Source organism: Streptomyces sp. NPDC034049, assembly GCF_055575575.1.
Map to the genome: position 1 here is coordinate 161,337 of NZ_JBVISJ010000013.1, position 21,614 is coordinate 182,950.

The window sequence follows — 21,614 nt, forward strand, 5'->3', positions numbered from 1 at the left end:
CGAGAGAGGGGGGCCGGTCACCGACCGGCCCCCCTCTCGTGTCTCTCCCGTGTCAGCCGTCCATCGACTCGGCCAGACTGCGCGGCCGCATGTCCGTCCAGTTGGTCTCGACGTGCTCCAGGCAGGCCTGTCGGGAGTCGGGTCCGTGGACCACCCGCCAGCCGGCCGGCACGTCCACGAAGTCCGGCCACAGGCTGTGCTGGTTCTCGTCGTTGACCAGCACCAGGTAGGTGCCTTCGGGGTCCTCGAACGGGTTGCTCATGCCACTCCTCTTTCCGACTGCACTCGCTGCTTCTGTCACTTCGGGTTTCGCTCCGCCCACACGACGAGCCCACGGAGGGCCCGGAACCAGGTCTCGGCGAGATCCCGGACCGTGTCGCGCGGCAGCAGTCCTTCCAGATACGACCAGTGCGCGGCCAGCACCGGCCCGTCAGCACGGTCCTCGGTCACCACGTTGATCTCCAACGCGTGGCCCTCCCGCATCGAGCCCTCCGACCCGATGTCCGCGGCGTCCTCCTCCGGCGCGTACGACCAGTCCGTCTCCTCGGGGATGCCGAACCGGCCCAGGTAGTTGAACTCGACGCGCGGCGGCTCGTAGACCGCCAGCACCTCTCGGGTGCGGGGGTTGAGGTGCCGCAGCATCCCGTACCCGACGCCGTTCGCGGGCAGTGCCGCGAGGTGCTCCCGCACCCGGCGCACGGCCTCGGCCGCCGCCGGGCCCCCGGCGAAGGCCTCGTCGGGGTCGGCCGGTCCCGCGTCCAGCCGGACCGGGTAGACGCTGGTGAACCAGCCGACCGTACGCGACAGATCGATCCCGTCCCCGCCCAACTCCTCCTCGCGGCCGTGGCCTTCGAGGTCGACGAGGACGGAGGTGTCCGCACCGCCGTCCCGGCGCCGCCGGTCCGCGAAGGCGAGCGCGAGCCCCGCCAGCAGCACGTCGTTGACGGCGGCGCCGAACGCGGCCGGCACCGCCGACAGCAGGGGACCGGTGTGCTCGGCAGGCAGCCGGAGCACGACCTCGCGCCGGGTGGCGCTGGTGTCGCGGTCGGGATCCCGGTCCCGCGTGAGCGGCAGGGACGCCGCGCCGCCGGCGAGAATCGCCTCCCACACGGGCAGTTCGGCCTCCCGCTCCGGCCGCCCGGCCAGCTCCGTGAGCAGCCTCGACCAGCGGGCGAACGACGTCTCGACGGGCAGCAGCCCGACGGGCCGCCCGGCGGACGCGTCCTGCCAGGCCGCCGCGAGGTCCGGCAGCAGCACCCGCCACGACACACCGTCCACGACGAGATGGTGCCCCATCAGCAGCAGCCGCCCGGGGGCGTCGCCGGCGTCGAACCACACGGCCCTGACCATGACTCCGGCATCCGGGTCGAGCGACGCCCGTGCCGCGACGGTGTGCTCCCGTACGGCCTCGCCCAGCGCGGCCGTGTGCAGCCCGCGGACGTCGACCCGCTCGATCCACCCGGCCGGGTCGACCGTGCCGACGGGCGGCACATGCAGCGACCACCCGTCGCTGTCCTCGGCGGAGGGCCGTACCAATCGGGCGCGCAGCAGGTCGTGACGATCGACGAGGGCCCGCAGGACGGCGGTCAGACCGGGCAGGTCCAGGGCCGCCGGAGTGCGGACCAGCGCCGCCTGGTGGTAGGAGGCGAAGGGGCCGCCCAGTTCACGCAGCCAGTGCATGACCGGAGTGAGCGGCACCGTGCCGGTGCCGTCGTCCGCCGGGCGCGGCGCGGACACGTCGGCCGCCTCGGCCACCATGCCCAGCGCGGCGACCGTACGGTGCCGGAACACCAGCCTCGGGCTGATCCGCAGGCCCGCCGCACGGGCCCGCCCCACGAGCTGCATGGCGACGATGCTGTCACCGCCGAGGGCGAAGAAGTCGTCGTCCACACCCAACCGTTCGAGGCCCAGCACCTCCGCGAAGACCGCGCACAGCAGCTCCTCCACGACGGTCGCCGGTGCCCGTCCCGAGGACAGCGCGGCGAAGTCGGGCGCGGGCAGGGCGGACCGGTCCAGCTTGCCGTTGGCCAGCTGCGGGAACCGCTCCAGCGTGACCACGGCCGCCGGGACCATGTGGTCGGGGAGCAGCCCGGCGACATGGGCACGCAGCGCCGCCGGGTCGGGCGCGGTGTCCGGGACCGGCACCACATGGGCCACGAGCAGCTTGCGCGGACCTTCCTGATGAACCGTCACCAGCGCCTGGCCGACCTCCGGGTGGGCGGTGAGCGCGGCCTCGATCTCGGCGGGCTCGATGCGGAACCCGCGGATCTTGACCTGGTCGTCGGCGCGGCCGAGGTAGTCGATCCGCCCGTCGGTGGTCCAGCGCGCCAGGTCGCCCGTACGGTACAGCCGCGATCCGGCCGGACCGAACGGATCGGCCACGAACCGCTCGGCCGTCAGACCGGGGCTGCCCAGATAGCCGCGGGCGAGACCGCCGCCCGCGAGGTACAACTCACCGGGGACACCGGGCGGCACCGGCCGCAGCCGGTCGTCGAGGACGTACGCCCGGGTGCCGGCCACCGGCCGCCCCACGAGCGGCCGTTCGCTGTCGCGGACGCGTCCCACGAGGGCGTCCACGGTCGACTCGGTCGGCCCGTACAGGTTGAACGCCTCGGTGCCGGGCAGTTCGGACAGCCGCTTCCACAGGGCGACCGGTACGGCCTCGCCGCCGACACCGACCACCGCGAGCGGGCAGTCGCCGTCGCGCAGCAGTCCGCTGTCGGCCATCTGCGCGAAGAACGACGGGGTGACCTCCAGGAAGTCGAAGCGGTGCCGGAGCACGGCCTCGGTGACCAGCTCCGGGTCGCGCCGGACCTCCTCCGACAGCACATGGACACAGTGCCCGTCCAGCAGCCACAGCTGCGGCTGCCAGGACGCGTCGAAGAAGAACGACCAGGCGTGACCGACCCGCAGATGCCGCCGCCCGGCCGCCTCGATCGCGGGCGCGTACAGCGTCTCGCGGTGGCTGTGGAAGAGGTTGCCGAGCGTCTCGTGGGTGATGACCACGCCCTTGGGCCGGCCGGTGGAACCCGAGGTGTAGATGACGTACGCCGGGTGGCGGGGCGTCAGCGGGGCGAGCCGGTCGGCGTCGGTGAGGTCGGCCGGGTCCTGGGCCGCGATCCGCTCCCGGGTGCCGGGGTCGTCCAGCGGCAGGGAGGCGATGCCGGACGGCAGGGTGCCGGCGAACTCCCGGGTCGTCAGGGTGAGGACCGGTCCGGCGTCGGCGAGGACGTCGGCCGTGCGCTCCGCCGGGGCGTCCGGGTCGAGGGGCAGATACGCGGCGCCCGCCTTGTGGACGGCGAGGACCGCCGTGAGGAAGTGCGCGGTGCGCGGCAGCGCGAGCGCGACGAACCGCTCGGGCCCGGCACCGGCCTCCACCAGCAGCCGGGCCAGCCGGTTGGCGTCCGCGTTGAGTTCGGCGAAGGACAGCTCGACCCCGTCGGAGGCCGCGGCGGGCAGCTCGCCGTGCCGGTGCGCCCGCTCCTCGAAGAGCGCCGGCACCGTGGTGGGTCCGCCGGCGACCGGACGGCTGTGCCAGCCGGCGAGCAGCCGGTCCCGCTCCTCCGGGGCGAGGATGTCGACGAGACCGAGACGGGTGTCCGGATCGGCGGTCACCGCGCGCAGGACGCGCCGCAGCCGGTCCGCGAAGGACTGGGCCGTGGCCGCGTCGAACAGGTCGGCGCTGTACTCCAGGACGCCGTCCACGCCGGTGCCGTCGCCGCGCTCGACGAAGTCGAAGGACAGGTCGAACTTGGCGGTCGTCTGCGCCACCTCGTCCCGCCGGGCGACCAGACCGGGCAGCCCGGTGTCCTCGCCGTCGGACGCGAGGTACACCACCATCACCTGGAACAGCGGGTGACGGGCGAGGGAGCGGGCCGGGTTGAGCACCTCCACCAGCCGCTCGAAGGGCACGTCCTGGTGGTCGAACGCGGCGAGGTCCGTCTCCCGGACGCGGCCGAGCAGCTCCCGGAACGTCGGGTCCCCGGAGGTGTCGGTGCGCAGCACCAGCGTGTTGAGGAAGAACCCGACCAGGTCGTCCAGCCCGGCGTCGGTGCGCCCGGAGATCGGGCTGCCGATCGGGATGTCGTCACCCGCGCCGAGCCGGGACAGGAGCGTGGCCACGGCCGCCTGGAGCACCATGAACACACTGACCCCGTTGTCGCGGGCCAACGTGTCGAGGGCGGCGGCGAGTTCGGCGTCCAGCGAGAGGTCGGCGGCGCCGCCCCGGTAGGTCGCCTCCAGCGGGCGGGCCCGGTCCACGGGCAGCGCCAGCTCCTCCGGCAGCCCGGCCAGCGCTTGCTTCCAGTACGCGACCTGGCGTGCCGCGAGGCTGCCCTCGTCCTTCTCGTCGCCGAGGACGTCCCGCTGCCACAGGGTGTAGTCGGCGTACTGGACGGGCAGCGGCTCCCACGCGGGCGCGCGTCCGGTCGTCCGGGCGGCGTAGGCGAGGGCGAGGTCCCGGTTCAGCGGGCCCTGCGACCACTCGTCCCCGGCGATGTGGTGCAGGAGCAGCAGGACCGTCCACTCATGCTCGCCCGTGCGGAACACATGGACCCGCAGCGGGAGTTCACGGTCCAGCGCGAAGCCGTACGCCCCGGCCTCCGCCAGCAGCTCGGGCAGCAGCTCGTCGTCGGTGTCGACGACCTCGAACGGGACGTTCACCTCGTCGTGCGCCAGGACCAGCTGGTGGGCCCGGCCCTCGTCGTCGGGGAAGACCGTGCGCAACGTCTCGTGGCGGACGACCAGATCGTGCACGGCCGCCCGCAGCGCCTCGACGTCCAGCGCTCCCGTCAGCCGCCAGGCCGAGGGGATGTTGTACGTCGCGCTGGGGCCCTCCACCTGGTACAGCACCCACAGGCGCTGCTGGGCGGAGGACAGCGGCAGCCGCTCGGGACGCGGCCGCACGGCGAGCGTCGGCCGGGCGGTGGTGTCGGCCGAGGAGCCCTCCGCCAGCCGCCGCGCGAGCCGGGCGACCGTCGGCGCGTCGAACACCGTGCGCAGCGACACCTCCGACCCGAACGCGGCCCGGACCCCGGCGACCAGCCGCATGGCCAGCAGCGAGTGGCCGCCCAGGGCGAAGAAGTCGTCGTCGACGCCGACCCGGTCCACCCCCAGCACCTCGGCGAACAGGCCACGGAGGATCTCCTCGCGCGGACCCGTCGCCCGGCCGCCCGCGCCGCCGCCCGCCGCGAAGTCGGGCGCGGGCAGCGCCCGGCGGTCCAGCTTGCCGTTGGACGTCAGCGGCAGCGCGTCGAGGGCGACGACGGCCGCGGGCACCATGTGGTCCGGCAGGGCGCCGGCGGTGTGGGCCCGCAGGACCGCCGGGTCGGCCGTCCGCCCGGCGGCGGGGACCACGTACGCCACGAGCCGCTGGTCGTGGGGGACGACGACCGCGTGCGCGACGGACTCGTGCCGGGCGAGCACCGCCTCGATCTCGCCGGGCTCGACGCGCACACCACGGATCTTGACCTGGTGGTCGGTGCGGCCGAGGAAGTCGAGCGTGCCGTCCGGCCGCCAGCGGGCCAGGTCGCCCGTGCGGTACATCCGTGCGCCCGGCCCGCCGTACGGGTCCGCGACGAAGCGCTCGGCGGTGAGGCCGGGGCGGTCGAGGTAGCCACGGGCGAGCTGGACGCCCGCGAGGTAGAGCTCTCCCGCCACACCGGGCGGCACCGGCCGCAGCGCCGCGTCGAGGACGTAGGTCCGGGTGTTCCACACGGGACGCCCGATCACCACCCGGTCGGTGCCCGGCACCACCGGCCCGGCCGTGACGTCGACCGAGGCCTCCGTCGGCCCGTACAGGTTGTGCAGCTCGGCCGGGAGCACCTCGTGGAAGCGTGCCGCCACCGACGCCGGCAGCGCCTCACCACTGCACAGCACCCGGCGCAGACCCGTGCACCGCGCGGCGGCCGGCTCCTCCAGGAACACCTGGAGCATCGACGGCACGAAGTGCGTGGTCGTGACGGCCTGTTCACGGATCACCCGCGCGAGATACGCCGGGTCGCGGTGGCCCTCAGGCCGGGCGACCACCAGCGCGGCGCCGGTGATCAGCGGCCAGAAGAACTCCCACACCGACACGTCGAAGCCGGCCGGGGTCTTCTGCAGCACCCGGTCGTCGGGGCCGAGCCCGTAGGCGTCCTGCATCCACAGCAGTCGGTTGACGATGCCCTCCTGCGGCACGACGACGCCCTTCGGGCGGCCCGTCGAACCGGAGGTGTAGATCACGTAGGCAGGGCTCGCCGGGTCGTACGCGGCGGGCAGCTCCCCTTCCGGTCCCTCCGGCAGGGCGCCCTCGACGACGCACACCGGCCGGGCCTCCTCCAGCATGAGCGCCCGCCGCTCCCGGGGCTGGTCGGCCTCCAGGGGCAGATAGGCACCGCCGGCCCGGTGCACCGCCAGCAGGGCGACCACCAGCTCCACCGAACGCGGCAGCGCCACCGCCACCGTGCGCTCCGGACCCACGCCCATCCCGGCGAGGACCCGTGCGGTCCGCTCGACCCGCGCGTCCAGCTCGGCGTAGGTCAGACGCTGTTCGTCGTGGACGAGGGCGAGCGCGTCCGGTGTCCGCGCCACCTGTGCCCGGAACAGCTCCGGCAGGGTGGTCGCGGGCGCGTCGTGCGCCGTGTCGTTCCACCGGACGAGCACCGACTCCCGCTCGGCCTCCTCCAGGACCGCCAGATCCCGCACCGGTGTGTCCGGCGCGTCGGCGACCTGCTCCAGCAGCCGGGCCAGCCGCCCGGCCGTACGCCGGGCCGTCTCGTCGTCGTACAGGTCGAGCGCGTACTCCAGCAGCAGGGTGAGCCGGTCCTGACCCACCTCGTCGACGAAGGTGAAGTGCAGGTCGAACTTGGCCATGCCGGTGTCCATGTCGAACCACTCGGTCGGCATGCCCAGCACGTCCGGGTCGCCGTCGGGCCGGTAGTGGTAGCCCAGCATGACCTGGAAGAGCGGGTTGCGACCGGCGACCCGGGGCGGGTTCACGGCCTCCACGACCTGGTCGAAGGGCAGGTCCTGGTGCTCGAACGCCTGGAGGGCCGACTCCCGCACCCGTCCCAGCAGTTGAGTGAACGTCAGGTCCGAGGGACCGCTCCCCGGGCCCGACAGATCGGTGCGCAGCACCAGCGTGTTCACGAAGAAACCGACCAGGTCGTCGAGCGCGTCGTCCGTCCGCCCCGCGATGGGCGCCCCCAGCGGGATGTCGTCACCGGCGCCCAGCCGGTGCAGCAACGCCGCCGTGGCCGCCTGGAACAGCATGAACATACTGGTGTTCGTGGCGGCGGACAGCTCGCGCAGCGCCCGGCCGGTGGCGGGGGACAGCTCCAGACGCACCTTGCCGCCCCGCCCGGTGGGCGAGTCCGGCCGCGGCCGGTCCTGGGGCAGGGACAACTCCTCGGGCAGGTCGCGCAACGCCTCGGTCCAGTGCGCGAGTTGGTCAGCGCCGACCTGCCCGAGCAGTGAGTCCTGCCAGAGCGTGTAGTCGGCGTACTGCACCGGCAGCGGCGCCCACATCGGCGCACGGCCCTCGATCCGGGCCCGGTAGGCGGTGGTGAGATCGGCGAGGAACGGGCGGTCCGACCACTCGTCGGTGGTGATGTGGTGCAGCACCAGCGCCACCACGTGGTCGGCCGCACCGAGACGCAACACCTCGGCGCGCACCGGCAGTTCGGTGCCCAGGTCGAAGGGCCGACGCTGCGCCGCCTCGATCCGCGCGGCCAGGTCGTCCTCGGTGACCTCGACGACCCGGAAGGAGGGCTCGGCCCCGCCCGGCGGCACGATCCACTGGTAGGGCTCGCCGTCCTCCTCCAGGAAACGCGTCCGCAACGCCTCATGACGGCCCGTCACGTCGAGCAGCGCGGCCCGCAGCGCGTCGAGGTCCAGCTCGCCGCGCAGCCGGAACACCAGCGGGAAGTTGTACGCCACCCCGCCGCCGACGAGCCGCTCCACCAGCCACAGCCGCCGCTGCGCCGCCGACAGCGGGACGCGCGCCGGCCGTTCGGCGACCGTCCGCAGAGCGGGCCGCGCGGGACGCCCGGTGCCCGCCCGCAGCGCCAGCGCCTCGGGGGTGGGCGCCTCGAAGAGGTCACGGATGGCCAGCTCCGCGCCCAGCTCGGTGCGGGCGCGGCTGATCAGCCGGGTCGCGAGCAGCGAATGACCGCCCAGGTCGAAGAAGTTGTCCTCCGCGCCGGTGCGGGGCAGCCCCAGCACCTCGGCGAAGAGCCGGCACAGCACCTCCTCGACGGGGGTGCGCGGGCCGCGCCCCGCCGACAGGGCGACCGCGGGCTCGGCGTCCGGCAGGGCGCGCACGTCCAGCTTGCCGTTGTCGTTCATCGGCAGCCCGGGCAGCACCACGAACGCGGCGGGCACCATGTAGCCGGGCAGCCGCTGTCCGAGGTCGTCGCGCAGCCGCCGCACGAGCGCGGTGTGGCCGCGTCCGGCCGCCGGGGTGTTGGCGAACGGAGCGGTGGCGTCGCGGTCGGCGCGCGGCCGGTACAGACCCGCCGTGCGGGAGGTGTCGGTACCGGGCACGAACACGGCCTCGTAGGCGCCGGGTTCGACGGACCACGTGGTGAGCAGCCGGTAGCCGCGGGCCTCGGCGGTCTCCCGCAGGTCCTCTGGCTCCACGCCCGTCGCCGCGACCGGCGAGGGACGGCCGGTGTCCAGGGCGCGCAGCCCGGCGAGGTCGCCGGCCGTACGGGCGTCCGGGACACCCCGCACCCGGAGCGCTCCGGTGCCGTCGAGCCGGGCGAGCAGCGCGTCCCGCCCGGTCCAGTCGACGGCCGGGACACCGTCCAGCGCGAGGCCGGCGTCCCCCTCGTAGAGCACCACGTCGTACCGGTAGCGGGTCAGCTCGTTGTGGTGGCGGCCCGCCTTGGTGCGCAGGTCGACACCGACACCGAGGGTGGTGAACCAGTCCGGGTCGACGAGGAGTTCCTTCTCCAGCGCGAGTCCCCGCTCCACGGCCCGGCGCAGGGCCTCGGGCTCGCTGTCCGCGTCGGCGCGGGCGGTCTGGATGCCGGACTGGAACACCCGGGCCTGGCGCAGGTCGCGGATGTCGCCGAGGAAGAGGGCGCCGCCGGGCGCGAGCAGGCCGAGCGCGCCCCGGATCACCTGGTGGAGGTGGTCCAGGCTCGGGAAGTACTGGACGACGGAGTTGATGACGACCGTGTCGAACCAGCCGGTGGGCAGGCCGTCGGTCACCTCGGCCGCCTGGCAGCGGAGTTCGACCTTGTCGGCCAGCGCCGGGTCGCTCCGCACGCCTTCGGTGAGCTTGCGGATCACGGGGGCGGCGAAGTCGGTCGCCCAGTACGCCTCCGCGTCCGGAGCGAGCTTCGACAGCAGCAGGCCCGAGCCGACGCCGATCTCCAGGATCCGGCGGGGCCGCAGTTCACGGATGCGTTCCACGGTGGCCTCGCGCCACTCCCGCATGTGCTCCACGGGGATCGGCGTGCCGTCGTAGGAGCTGTCCCAGCCCGCGAAGTCCTCGGTGAACAGGGCGGTGCCGATCTCGGTGTACTCGGCGGAGTAGATCTCCCGCCACTCACCGATCTGCTCCCGCTCGGCCGAGTCCCGCGCCTCCTGGTCGGGTTCGGCGGGCACCACATAACCCACGAGGCGCTTGGTGCCCGGCGCCGAGGCGTCGTCGCGGGCGATCACGGCGGCCTGCGACACCTCGGGGTGCTGGGCGAGCGCGGTCTCGATCTCGCCCAGCTCCACCCGGTAGCCCCGGATCTTGACCTGGTCGTCGGTACGGCCGAGGAAGTCCAGGTTGCCGTCCGCGCGGCGCCGCACCAGGTCGCCGGTGCGGTACATGCGCTCGCCCGGCTGCCCGAACGGGTCGGCCACGAACCGTTCGGCGGTCAGGCCCGGCCGGTCGAGATAGCCGCGCGCCAGCCCGACACCGGCGATGTACAGCTCGCCCGCCACACCGTCCGGCACCGGACGCATCCACGCGTCGAGGACGCGGGCCCGGGTGGCGCGGATCGGCCTGCCCACGGTCGGGGTGGCGCTGTCCTCCGTACCCCCGCCGAGCGTGTTGATCGTGTACTCGGTCGGGCCGTACAGGTTGTAGCCGTAGGTGCCCTCGGTGTCCCGCAGGGTGTTCCACACCGTCTCGGTGACGGCCTCGCCGCCGAGCAGCACCAGCGGCGGCCGGTGCCCCTCCAACAGGCCCTCCTCGATCAGGAGATGGGCGTAGGTCGGGGTCACGTTGACGACGTCGACGCGGTGCTCCTCGCAGTACGCGACCAGCGCGGTCGCGTCCCGCCTGAGCTCCTCGTCGCAGACGTGCACCTCGTGCCCCTCGACGAGCCACAGCAGCTCCTCCCAGGACATGTCGAACGCGAACGACACGGTGTGCGCGATGCGCAGCCGCCGCCCGCCCGCCGACGCGATCGCCGGGGCGAAGATCTCCTTCTGGTGGTTGAGCTGCATGTTCGTCAGGCCGACGTACGGGGTGACGACGCCCTTGGGGCGGCCCGTGGAGCCCGAGGTGTAGATGACGTAGGCGGGGTGGTCCAGGCTGAAGGACACCGACACCGGGCCGGCCGGGAAGGCCGCCAGTTCGTCCGCCACCGACGGGTCGTCGAGCAGGACACGCGGCGTGTCGCCCGTCAGCTTCCGCGACACGGCCGCCGTGGACAGCAGGAGCAGCGGGCGCGCGTCCGCCAGCATCAGCGAGAGCCGGTCGGCGGGGTGGTCCAGCTCCAGCGGCAGATACGCCGACCCCGTGCGCAGCACCGCGAACAGCGCCACCACCATGTCGATCGAGCGCGGCAGCCCGAGCGCGATCACCTTCTCCGGTCCGGCGCCCCGCGCGATCATCAGCCGGGCCATCCGGTCGCAGCGCGCGTCGAGTTCGGCGTACGTCAGGGTCTGCGCGCCGAAGACCAGGGCGGTCGCGTCCGGGGTGCGGGCAGCCTGCGCGGCCAGCATGTCCGCGACCGTCTCGTGCGGCACGGGCTGGCGCTGCGCGGCCTCCTCGCGGGCGAGAGAGGCGGCCTCGGCCGGCAGCAGCGCGTCCAGCGAGCCGACCGGGGCGGCCGGGTCGGCCACCAGCCGGTCGACCAGCAGCACGAAACGGTCCAACAGGGCCCGCGCGTAGGCGTCTTCCAGCAGATCGGGCCGGTAGGCCAGGGTCACCCGCACCCGCTCGCCCGGTGTCACCACCAGGTTCGCCGGATAGTGCGTGGCGTCCACGTTGGCCGCGGCCGTCGCGCCGTGCCGTTCGCGCAGCTCGGCGAGCCGCTCGTCCGTGTCGGCGTTGCGCAGCACGAACAGCGTGTCGAACAGCCGCCGGTGGCCCGTCTCGGCCTGGAGGACACCGAGCCCCAGGTACTCGTACGGCATGACCTCGAGACGCTCGCCCTGGATACGGCGCAGCAGATCCAGGACCGGCTCACGCGGGTCGAACGCGATGCGCGCGGGCACGGTGTTGAGGAACATGCCGATGACGTTCTCGACGTCCGGCACCTCACTCGGCCGCCCGGCGACCGTCGTACCGAACGCGATGTCCGTGCGGCCGGTCACGCCGGCCAGGACCAGACCCCAGGCCGCGTTGAGCACGGTGTTGAGCGTCAGACCGTGGAAACGGGCGGTGTCGCGCAGCCGCTCCCCGACCGCCGCGTCGAGCACGGCCTCCAGGTGTTCCGGGATCACCGGCTCCTGGCCCCGCTCGGAGGCGGCGGGCACGAGGAGCGTCGGCTCCTCGAAACCGGACAGGGCCGCCCGCCACGCGCGGGTCGCCTCGGTGTCGTCCTGACGCTCCAGCCAGGTCAGATAGTCGCGGTAGGAGCCCGGGCGGTCCAGGCCCGCCGGGTCGCCCCCGCTCTCGTACAGGGCGAACAGCTGGTCCAGGAACAGCCAGGCCGACCAGCCGTCCCACAGGATCAGATGACGGCCGACGATCAGCCGGTCACCGCGCTCCGCACCGAGCCGCACGAGCAGCATCCGGAACAGCAGCGGGCGGGTGAGGTCGAACCGCTGCGCCCGCGACTCCTCCAGCAACTCCCGCATACGCAGGTCCTGTTCGGCCGCCGGGAGTCCCGCCAGATCCACTTCCCTGAGCGGGACGTCGGCGTCGCGGACGATGAACTGCACCGGCTGGCGCAGCCCCTCACTGGTGAAACCGGCACGCAGGCTGGGGTTGCGGCCCAGCAGCGTCCGCACGGCGTCCGACAGCCGCTCGGCGTCGACGCGTTCGGCGAAGTCGAAGGACTCGTGGACCGTGTAGACGTCCAGGGAGCTGTCGTCGAAGTTCGAGTGGAAGAACAGGCCCTCCTGGAGCGGGGCGAGAGGCCAGACGTCCTCGATCCGGCCCGGGGCGAGCCCTTCGACCCGCTCCCGTTCCTCCTCGGTCAGCGTGAACGCGGACGCGACCGGGCTGTCCTCGGCGGTCGGCTCGTCGAGGGCCGCCGTCGCCGCGAGCGCCGCCGGCGTGCGGTGCTCGAACACCTCCCGCGGGCCGATCACCAGACCCGCGCGGCGGGCCCGGCTGGAGACGGCGATCGAGGAGATGCTGTCACCGCCGAGCAGGAAGAAGTCGTCGTCGACGCCGACCTCGTCGAGCTTCAGCACGGCCGCGAAGATCTCGACGAGCACCTGCTCCCGGGGGCCGGCCGGGGCGCGGGTGACGGTCGCGCGCACGGCCTGCGGCGCGGGCAGCGCGGCCCGGTCCAGCTTGCCGCTCGGGGTGAGCGGCAGCGCGTCCAGGACGACCCAGGCGCTCGGGACCATGGGGGAGGGGAGGGACCCGGTCAGGGCCTCGCGGAGGTCGCCCACCTCGGTGGCGCCTCCGACGGGCACGACGTAGGCGACCAGCGCGTCGTCGCGTACCGTCACGGCGGCCTGCGCCACCTCCGGCAGCCGCGCCAGCGCGGCCTCGATCTCGCCGAGCTCGATCCGGTTGCCGCGCAGCTTGACCTGCCGGTCCGTGCGGCCCAGGTACTCGATCACCCCGTCCGCGCGGCGCCGGACCAGGTCGCCGGTGCGGTACATCCGGCTGCCGGGCGGCCCGTACGGGTCGGCGGTGAACCGCTCGGCGGTCAGGGCCGGCCGGGCGTGGTAGCCGCGGGCGAGCTGGACGCCGGTCAGGTACAGCTCGCCGGGGACACTGTCCGGGACGGGCCGCAGACAGGTGTCCAGCACACGCAGCCCGGTGTTCCACACGGGGCGCCCGATGGGCACGGACGCGCCGGTCGGCTCCTCCTCGGGGGTGTACGGGTGGTACGTGACGTCGACGGCCGCTTCGGTCGGGCCGTACAGGTTGTGCAGCGGAACGCCCGTCAGCGCGTGCCAGCGGCTCGCGGCGGTGACCGGGAGCGCCTCGCCGCTGCTGAGGACGCGGCGCAGCGAGGCCGACCAGGTGGGGTCGCCGGTGACGGCGTCGTGCTGGAGGAAGGCCTCCAGCATCGACGGCACGAAGTGCATGGTCGTGACGGCCCGCGCACGCACGAGTTCCGCCAGGTAGGCGGGGTCGCGGTGGCCGTCCGGGCGGGCGAGCACCACGGTCGCGCCTTCGAGGAGCGGCCAGAAGAACTCCCAGACGGACACGTCGAAGCTGGACGGCGTCTTCTGTAGCACCCGGTCGTCGGGACCGAGCCCGTACGCGCCCTGCGTCCACGCCAACCGGTTGACGATGGCCCGGTGGGTGACGACGACGCCCTTGGGCAGACCGGTCGACCCGGAGGTGTAGATCAGGTAGGCGGGGTCGTCGGGGCGTGCGGGTGTGGGGGCGGGGCCGGCGGCGGCCTCGGCCGGCAGGGCGTCGGCGGCGTCCAGCAGCAGTACGGAGGGCGCGTTCCCCCCGGCGGACCGGCTCGGCCCGGGCAGTCGGTCCCCCGTCGCGGCGAGGGTGACCACCGTCGTGGCGCCCGAGTCGGCCAGCATGTGGGCCACCCGGTCCGCCGGGTAGTCGAGGTCTACCGGCAGATAGGCGGCGCCCGACTTCAGGACACCCAGCAGCGCCACCATCAGCTCCGCCGAACGCGGCACGGCGACCGCCACGAACGCCCCGGGGCCCGCGCTCCGGCCGCGCAGCCGTACGGCCAACTCCTCGGCGCGGGCGTCCAGTTCGGCATAGGTCAGCTGCTCGTCCTCGAAGACGACGGCTGTCGCGTCGGGCGTCCGGGCGACCTGTGCGGCGAACCCTTCCGCCAGGGTGGACCCCGGTACGACGCGCTCCTCGCCGGCGAGGAGCGCGTGCAGGGCCTCGTCGGGGGCGAGCAGTTCGACGGAGGCGGCCGCGCCCTCCGGTGCCTCGGCCACGGCCTCCAGGACACGGGCGAGCCGGTCGCCGAGGGCGCGTACGGTGTCGCCGTCGAGACGCTCCGCGTGGTGCTTGAGCCGCAGGTCGAGCCGCCGGCCGGGCTTGACGACGAGGGCGAGGGGATAGTGCACGGCGTCGTGGAAGGCGTCGCCGGTGATGCGTACGGTGCCCGAGGCGTCCCGCAGGTCCGACTCGGCGGGGTAGTTCTCGAACACCACGAGGGTGTCGAAGAGTTCACCGGAGCCCGCGTGGCCGGTGAGCCGCTGGATCTCCGCGAGGCCCAGGTGCTGGTGGTCCAGGAGCCGGGCCTGTTCCTCCTGGAGGCGGACGAGCAGGGTTCCGAGAGACTCGCGCGGTGCCCAACGGAAGCGTGTCGGCAGGGTGTTGATGAACAGGCCCACCATGGAGGCGATGCCGTCGACCTCGCCGTCGCGCCCGGAGACCGTGGTGCCGAACACCACGTCGTCCCGGCCGGTCAGCCGGCCCAGCAGCAGACCCCAGGCGCCCTGCACCACGGTCCCGAGGGTGACACCGAGTTCACGGGCCCGCTCGGCGAGCCGCGCGGTGGTCCGCTCGGACAGCTCCACCCGCACGTGCTCCGGCCGTACGGGTGCCCCCCCGTCGCCCGGGGCGCCGACCAGCCGGGTCGGCTCGTCCAGCCCGGCGAGCGCGTCGCGCCAGACCTCGCGCGCCGTGTCCCGGTCCTGCTCGGCGAGGCGGCGCAGGAAGCCGCGGTAGGGGGCGACCTCGGGCAGCGCGGGCGCGTCGGTGCCGTAGTACGCCATCAGTTCGCGGTGCAGCACCGGCAACGACCAGCCGTCCGCGACGATGTGATGGAACGTCAGCACCAGGCGGCTGCGCTCCTCGCCGAGCCGGACCAGGGCGCAGCGCAGCAGCGGCGGCGCGGCCAGGTCGAAGCCGCGGGATCGCTCGTCCGCGGCCACGGCGTCGCCCAGCGACTCACGGACCTCGCCGTCCTGGGACGAGAGGTCGACCTCCCGCCAGGGCAGTTCGGCGTCCCGCGTGATGATCTGCACCGGGGTGCCGTCGGGGCGCTGGCGGAACGCGGCCCGCAGCGGCGCGTGCCGGTCCAGCAGGCACTGTGCGGCACGGCGCAGCACCGCGGCGTCGACCGGTCCGGCGAGGTCCAGGACCTGCTGGACGACATAGGTGTCCCCGTCGGCGCCGCCGGTGAGGGAGTGGAAGAAGAAGCCCTGCTGGAGCGGGGTGAGCGGCAGCAGTTCGGCGACCGGCAGCGGGTGGGTGCCCTGGATCTCGGCGAGTTCGGCCGGGTCGACCTCGATCAGGGGCTCGTCGGCGGTGTGTTCGGCGACCCGCTCGACGGCGGCCTGCGCCAGTGCCTCGACCGTGCGGTGCCGGAAGACGTCGCGGGTGGTCAGCCTCAGGCCCGCCTCCCGGGCCCGGATGAGCAGCTGGATGGCGCTGATGCTGTCGCCGCCGAGCGCGAGGAAGTCGTCCTCGGCCGTCACCGCGTCCACGCCGAGCACCTCGGCGTACAGCGCGCACAGCAGCTTCTCGCGCGGGGTGCGCGGGGCCCGGCCGGAGCTCATGGTGGCGTAGTCCGGGGCCGGCAGCGCTCTGGCGTCGATCTTGCCGCTGGGGGTGACCGGCAGGGCGTGCAGCGGGACGAACGCCGAGGGGACCATGTAGTCGGGCAGCCACTCGGCGGCGTGCCCGCGCAGGGTCCGCATCAGCGCGTTCACGTCACGGAAGGGCGCGGGCCGGTTGGCGTGCGGACGGGTCCCGGTCGTCCGGTACAGCGGGCCGAAGGGTCCGTCGAGGACGAGCACGGCGTCGAACGCGCCGTCGTCGGCGTTCCCGTTCCAGGTCAGTGCCGCCCGGTAGCCGTGCTCGGCCGCCAGCGCGTGCAGGTCCTCGGGGTCGGTGGCGTCGGCCGCCTGCCGGCTGCTGTCCTCCAGCCGCCGCAGGTCCGCCAGGTCGTCCGCGAGGCGCGCGTTGGGCACACCGGTGACGCGGAGCCCCTCCGGGCGCCCGGCCAGCAGCTCCGCCAGTCCGCCGAGTCCGCCGACCGCCGACCAGTCGGCCTCCGGCAGCTCCCGGGCGGCCACCGGCGCCGCCGGACGCAGCACGACGTCGTAGCGGTACCGGCTCAGCTCGTTGTGGTGCGCGGCCCGCTTGAGACGGATCTCCGCGTCGAAGCCGTCGAGGGCGGCGAAGAAGTCCGGGTCGAGCAGGAGTTCGCCCTCCCAGCGCACCGAGCGCTCGACGGCGGCCCGCAGCGCGCTCTTGTCGCCCTCGTCGCCGCCGGCGGACCGCCGGGTCTCCACGGCCGCGCGCAGCGTCCGCAGCAGACGCAGATTGCGGACGTCGCCGACGAAGATCCGGCCACCGGGGGCGAGCAGCCCCGCCGCCTTGCGGAGCACGTCGGCGAGGTACTCCCCGCTGGGGAAGTACTGCGCGACGGAGTTGACGACGACGGTGTCGAAGTACCCCTCGGGCAGGCCCTCGGTGTCGTGCGCGGGCATCGCCCGCAGCTCGACCTTGGCGGCCAGCTCCGGATCGGTGTCGACCTGCGCCGCGAGTGCCGCGACGGCCTCGGCCGAGAGGTCGGTGCCCCAGTAGGCCTCGCTGTCGGGCGCGATCGCGGACAGGATCAGGCCGCTGCCGACGCCGATCTCCAGCACCCGCCGGGCGGGGCCGAGTTCACGGATGCGGTCGATGGTCGCCGTCCGCCACTCGCGCATCTCCTCGACGGGGATCGGCGTGCCGTCGTACATGCTGTTCCAGCCCGCGAAGTTCTCGCGCAGGCCGGAGCCGTCGGTGTCCGCCGCGCGCGAGTCCTCGGCGCCGGCCGCCCCGTAGAGGAGTTCGTGCAGTTCCTTCCACTCCTCGACCCGCGCGTCCGCGTCCGCGGCACGCGGCGCGTCGAGGGCCGGGACGACATAGGCGGCGAGGCGGCGGTCGCCCGGCCGGTCCTCGCGGACGACGACCGTGACCTGGTCGACGGCCGGATGGCCGCGCAGCACCGACTCGATCTCGCCCGGCTCGATGCGGAACCCGCGGATCTTGACCTGGGCGTCGGCGCGCCCCAGGAACTCCAGTCGTCCGTCCGCCCGCCAGCGCACCAGGTCGCCGGTGCGGTAGAGCCGCTCGCCGGGCTCCCCGAAGGGGTCGGCGACGAACCGCTCGGCGGTCAGGTCCGGCCGTCCGAGATAGCCCCGGGCCAGGCCCGCGCCGCCCAGGTACAGCTCGCCGGTGACTCCGGCGGGCACCGGCCGCAGGAACGCGTCCAGGACGTACGCCCGGGTCCCCGGGTCGGGCACACCGATCGGCACGATCGCCCCGGCCGGGATGTCGGGATCGCACAGGCCGAGCGTGGAGTTGGTGGTGGCCTCGGTCGGGCCGTAGGCGTTGAACATCATCCGGCCGCGCGCGTACCGGCCCACCAGCTCGGGGGAGACCCGCTCGGTGCCGGCCAACAGCGTTGCGGTCGGGGGCAGTTCGACGTCGTCGGGCATGGCGGCGAGCAGCGCCGGCGGCAGGATCATGAAGGTGATGCCGTGCGCGTTCGCGTAGTCGGCGAGCGGCGCCCCGGGCACCCGGCGCTCGGCGGGGACGACGACGAGCCGGCCGCCGGACAGCAGTCCGAGGCACAGGTCCCAGAAGGCGACGTCGAAGCTGGGCGAGGCGAACTGCAGCACCCGGCTGTGCGGTCCGATGCCGAACCGCTCGCTCTGCGTGGCCACCAGCTTCGCCACACCGCCGTGGGCGAGGACGACGCCCTTGGGGCGGCCGGTGGAACCCGAGGTGTAGATCACATAGGCGGCGTTGAGGACGCTCAGAGGCGCCCCGCGGTCCGCCTCGGTCGGGTCGTGGACCGGCCGCCCCGCCAACTCGGCGGCCGTGGCGGGCGCGTCCAGTTCCAGGAGAGTCATCCCCTCGGCCGGTTCGGGGAGATCACGCGCGGTCTCGCCGGTGGTCACCATGCAGACGGGCCGTGCGTCGCCCAGCATGTACGCGACGCGGTCCGCCGGATAGTCGTGGTCGATCGGCAGATAGGCCGCGCCCGACTTCAGGACGGCCACCTCGGCGACGATCAGCTCGACGGAACGCGGCAGCGCCAGGGCGACGATCCGCTCTGGCCCGGCACCCCGCGCGATCAGCGCGTGCGCCAGGCGGTTGGCGCGTTCGTCCAGCTTGGCGTAGGTGAGTTCCTCGTCCTCGAAGACCAGCGCCACGGCCTCGGGCCGCTGTCGCACCTGCGCGGCGAACATCGCCGGCCAGGTGTCCGACGGCACCGTGTGCGTGGTGTCGTTCCAGTCGAGGACGACCTGCCCGTACTCCTCCCGGGACATCAGGTCCAGCCGGGCCACCGCCGTCCCGGGGCGGTCCACGGCGTCGGCGAGCAGCGTGCGGTAGTGACCGAGCAGCCGCTCGATCGTCGTGCCGTCGAACAGGGCGGGGGAGTACGACGCCCGCGCCGAGTCCCCGTCCACCTCCAGCAACACGTCGACCGGGGCCGGGAGTTCACCGGCCGGGCGGGAGGCCGTGGCGAACGCCGTGTTGAAGAACAGTCCGCCGCCGCGCGCCGGCCGGGGCCGCAGCTCCTCGACCAGGAGGCCCACGGGCACCCGATGGGTCTGCGCCTCCTCCCACGCCTGCGTCACCCGCCGCGTCAACTCGGCGAACGTCGGCTCGTGTTCGACGGAGACCCGCAGCGGGAGCCCGTCATGGCCGACGGTGAGGTCCGTCGCCCCGGTGTAGCGGTGCAACAGCGCGACGAACGCGGCGAGTCGGACGGCGTCGGGGGCGTCCGGAACGTCCGACAGCACCCGTGAGTCCCGCTCGGGCAGCGGTTGTGGCGGATGCGGCCGGTCGGCGGGCAGCGCGATCTCGAGCGGAAGCGGTGTCAGCAACCGCCGCCAATGGGACAGAACTTCCTCGGAACCGCACACAGCCGTGAGCCTCCCCAGCGGGTCGGGGTCCCGGACCTGGGGCCGGGGTCGCCGACATACTAAGGTAAGGGTTACCTAATTCACAGAGTGCTCCCAGAGAGGTACCCGCCGGGACGGTGCGGCATTCGACGGAAGACCTACAGTTCACCCCGTGCTCGCCCTACAGTTAAGGCAAGCCTCATCAAAGAAAGTTGAAGACGTGGGGACCTCGACGGTCCGGGCGGCGAAAGGCCCCCGCGCGGTACTGCTGCTGACGCTCTCGGGCGTACTCCTGCTCACGCTGTGCGCCCTGTCGATGGCGTTCGGCGCCCTGGGCGTCCCGCTCGACCAGGTGTGGCACACCCTGGTCGGCGACGCCCCCAGCACCCGCGTCGACAACGTGATCTGGGCGGTGCGCCTGCCGCGCACCGCCCTCGCCCTCGCCACCGGCGCCGCCCTCGGTCTGTCGGGCTCGCTGATGCAGGCGCTGACCCGTAATCCGCTGGCCGATCCCGGCATCCTCGGAGTGAGCGCGGGCGCGGCCTTCGCCGTGGTCCTGTCGGTCGGGGTGCTGGGCATCGGATCGGTGTACGGATACATCTGGTTCGCCTTCGGCGGCGCGTTCGCCGCCAGCGTCCTCGTGTACCTCCTCGGCGGACTGGGTCGCTCCGGCTCCACCCCGGTCAAACTCGCGCTGGCCGGTGTGGCGGTGACCTCCCTGCTGTTCTCGCTCACCAGCGCCATCGCCCTGACCGACCCGGACGCGCTCAACCGCTACCGCTTCTGGAGTGCCGGCTCCCTCGCCAACCAGGACGAGGCCGTGCTCCTGCGCGTCCTGCCGTTCCTGGTCGTCGGCGCGATCCTCGCCCTCGCCTGCGCCCCCGCCCTCAACAGCCTCGCCCTCGGCGACGACGTCGCGAAGTCGCTCGGCCTCAAGCTCGGCCTGGTCCGCGTCCAGGGCGTCGTCGCCGTCACCCTGCTCACCGGGGGAGCGGTCGCCGTCATCGGGCCCGTGGTCTTCGTCGGCCTGGTCGTCCCGCACATCGCCCGCGTCCTCGCCCAACTCGCCGGGATCGGCCCGGACCACCGCTGGCTGCTCCCGCTGTCGGCCCTCCTCGCCCCCTGCCTCCTGCTGGCCGCCGACATCGCCGGCCGCCTGCTCGCCCGCCCGACCGAGATCCAGGCCGGCGTCCTCGTCGCCTTCGTCGGCGGCCCCTTCTTCATCGCGCTGGTCCGCCGCCGACGCCTCGCGGAGCTGTGAACCATGACCTCACGACCGGGCGTACGCGGGCCCGTCGCGACCGATTCCGTGGAGCTGTGAGCCGATGACCACCGAACTCGCGCCCGTACCGCCTCCGAAGGGCGCCGGGGACCCCACACCCGCACGGCGTACGGCCGACCGCATCGCCTTCCGGCTGCCCGCCCCGCCCGTCTCCGGAGTCGTACGGCCCCGGCTGCTGGTGGTCTGTCTGCTGCTCGCGGCGGCCGCGTTCCTGGCGTTCGCGGTGGTGACCTCCGTCGGGGACATCGCCCTCCCGCTCGGCGACGTGCTGAAGGCCCTGGTGGGCACGGGCGACCCCGGCACCGAGCTGATCGTCCACGAACTGCGGCTGCCGCGTGCCCTCGCCGGACTGCTCGTCGGCATCGCCTTCGGCGTCTCCGGAGCCCTCCTCCAGACGGTGACCCTGAACCCGCTGGCCAGCCCCGACATGATCGGCATCACCCAGGGCGCCGGCACGGCGGTCGTCGCCGGGATCGTCCTCGGCTGGGACGCGGGCCTGGGCACCCAGGCCCTGGGCCTGCTCGGCGCGACGGTCACCGGGCTGCTGGTCTACACGCTGGCCTGGAAACGCGGCACCACCGGCTACCGCATCGTCCTCGTCGGCATCGGCGTCGCCTGGATCTGCACCAGCCTCACCGACTACCTCATGGCGCGCGGCCAGCGCTTCCAGGCCCAGGCCGCCCTCGGCTGGCTCGTCGGCAACCTCAACGGCCGTACCTGGGACCAGATCGGCCCGCTCGCCGTCACCCTGGCCGTCCTCGTGCCGCCGGCGATCCTGCTCGGCCGGCAGATCCGCGTCATGCAGCTCGGCGACGACGTCGCGAAGGGCCTCGGCACCCGGGTGCAGGTCGTCCGGGTGGCCGTCCTGCTCATCGCCGTCGGCCTCGTGGCCTTCGGCACGGCCACCGCCGGACCCATCGCCTTCGTGGCGCTCGCCGCGCCCCAGGTCGCCCAGCGCCTGGCCGGCACCCCGTTCCCACCGCCCGTAGCCGCGGGGCTCACCGGCGCCGTGATGGTCCTCGTGTCGGACCTCGCCGCCCGCAAGCTCGTCCCGGACACCGAGCTGCCGGTCGGGGTCGTCACCGGGGTGCTCGGGGCCCCCGTACTGCTGTGGCTGCTCATCCGCGCCAACCGCGCCGGTTCAGGAGGCTGAAGA

4 protein-coding genes are annotated in these 21,614 nt (G+C 73.9%); 2 read left to right on the forward strand and 2 right to left on the reverse strand.

From position 1 onward, the window contains the following. Positions 1 to 52: 52 nt before the first annotated feature. Positions 53 to 262: an MbtH family protein gene (locus ACZ52C_RS31585; RefSeq protein ID WP_329900910.1), complete on the reverse strand. Its 210-nt coding sequence runs from the start codon at positions 260 to 262 to the stop codon at positions 53 to 55. A gap of 35 nt (positions 263 to 297) precedes the next feature. Continuing rightward, positions 298 to 19,197, reverse strand: coding sequence for a non-ribosomal peptide synthase/polyketide synthase (locus tag ACZ52C_RS31590; RefSeq protein WP_469077944.1), 18,900 nt, complete (start codon positions 19,195 to 19,197; stop codon positions 298 to 300). A 199-nt stretch (positions 19,198 to 19,396) separates the two neighbouring features. Here ACZ52C_RS31590 and ACZ52C_RS31595 point away from each other — a divergent pair, with 199 nt between their 5' ends. Further along, positions 19,397 to 20,437 carry a FecCD family ABC transporter permease gene (locus ACZ52C_RS31595; protein WP_469077945.1) on the forward strand — a complete coding sequence of 347 codons (1,041 nt, stop codon included), beginning with the start codon at positions 19,397 to 19,399 and terminating at the stop codon, positions 20,435 to 20,437. 64 nt (positions 20,438 to 20,501) lie between these two features. Further along, complete coding sequence (locus ACZ52C_RS31600; RefSeq protein WP_469077946.1) at positions 20,502 to 21,611, forward strand: FecCD family ABC transporter permease; 1,110 nt, start codon at positions 20,502 to 20,504, stop codon at positions 21,609 to 21,611. Positions 21,612 to 21,614 lie beyond the last annotated feature (3 nt).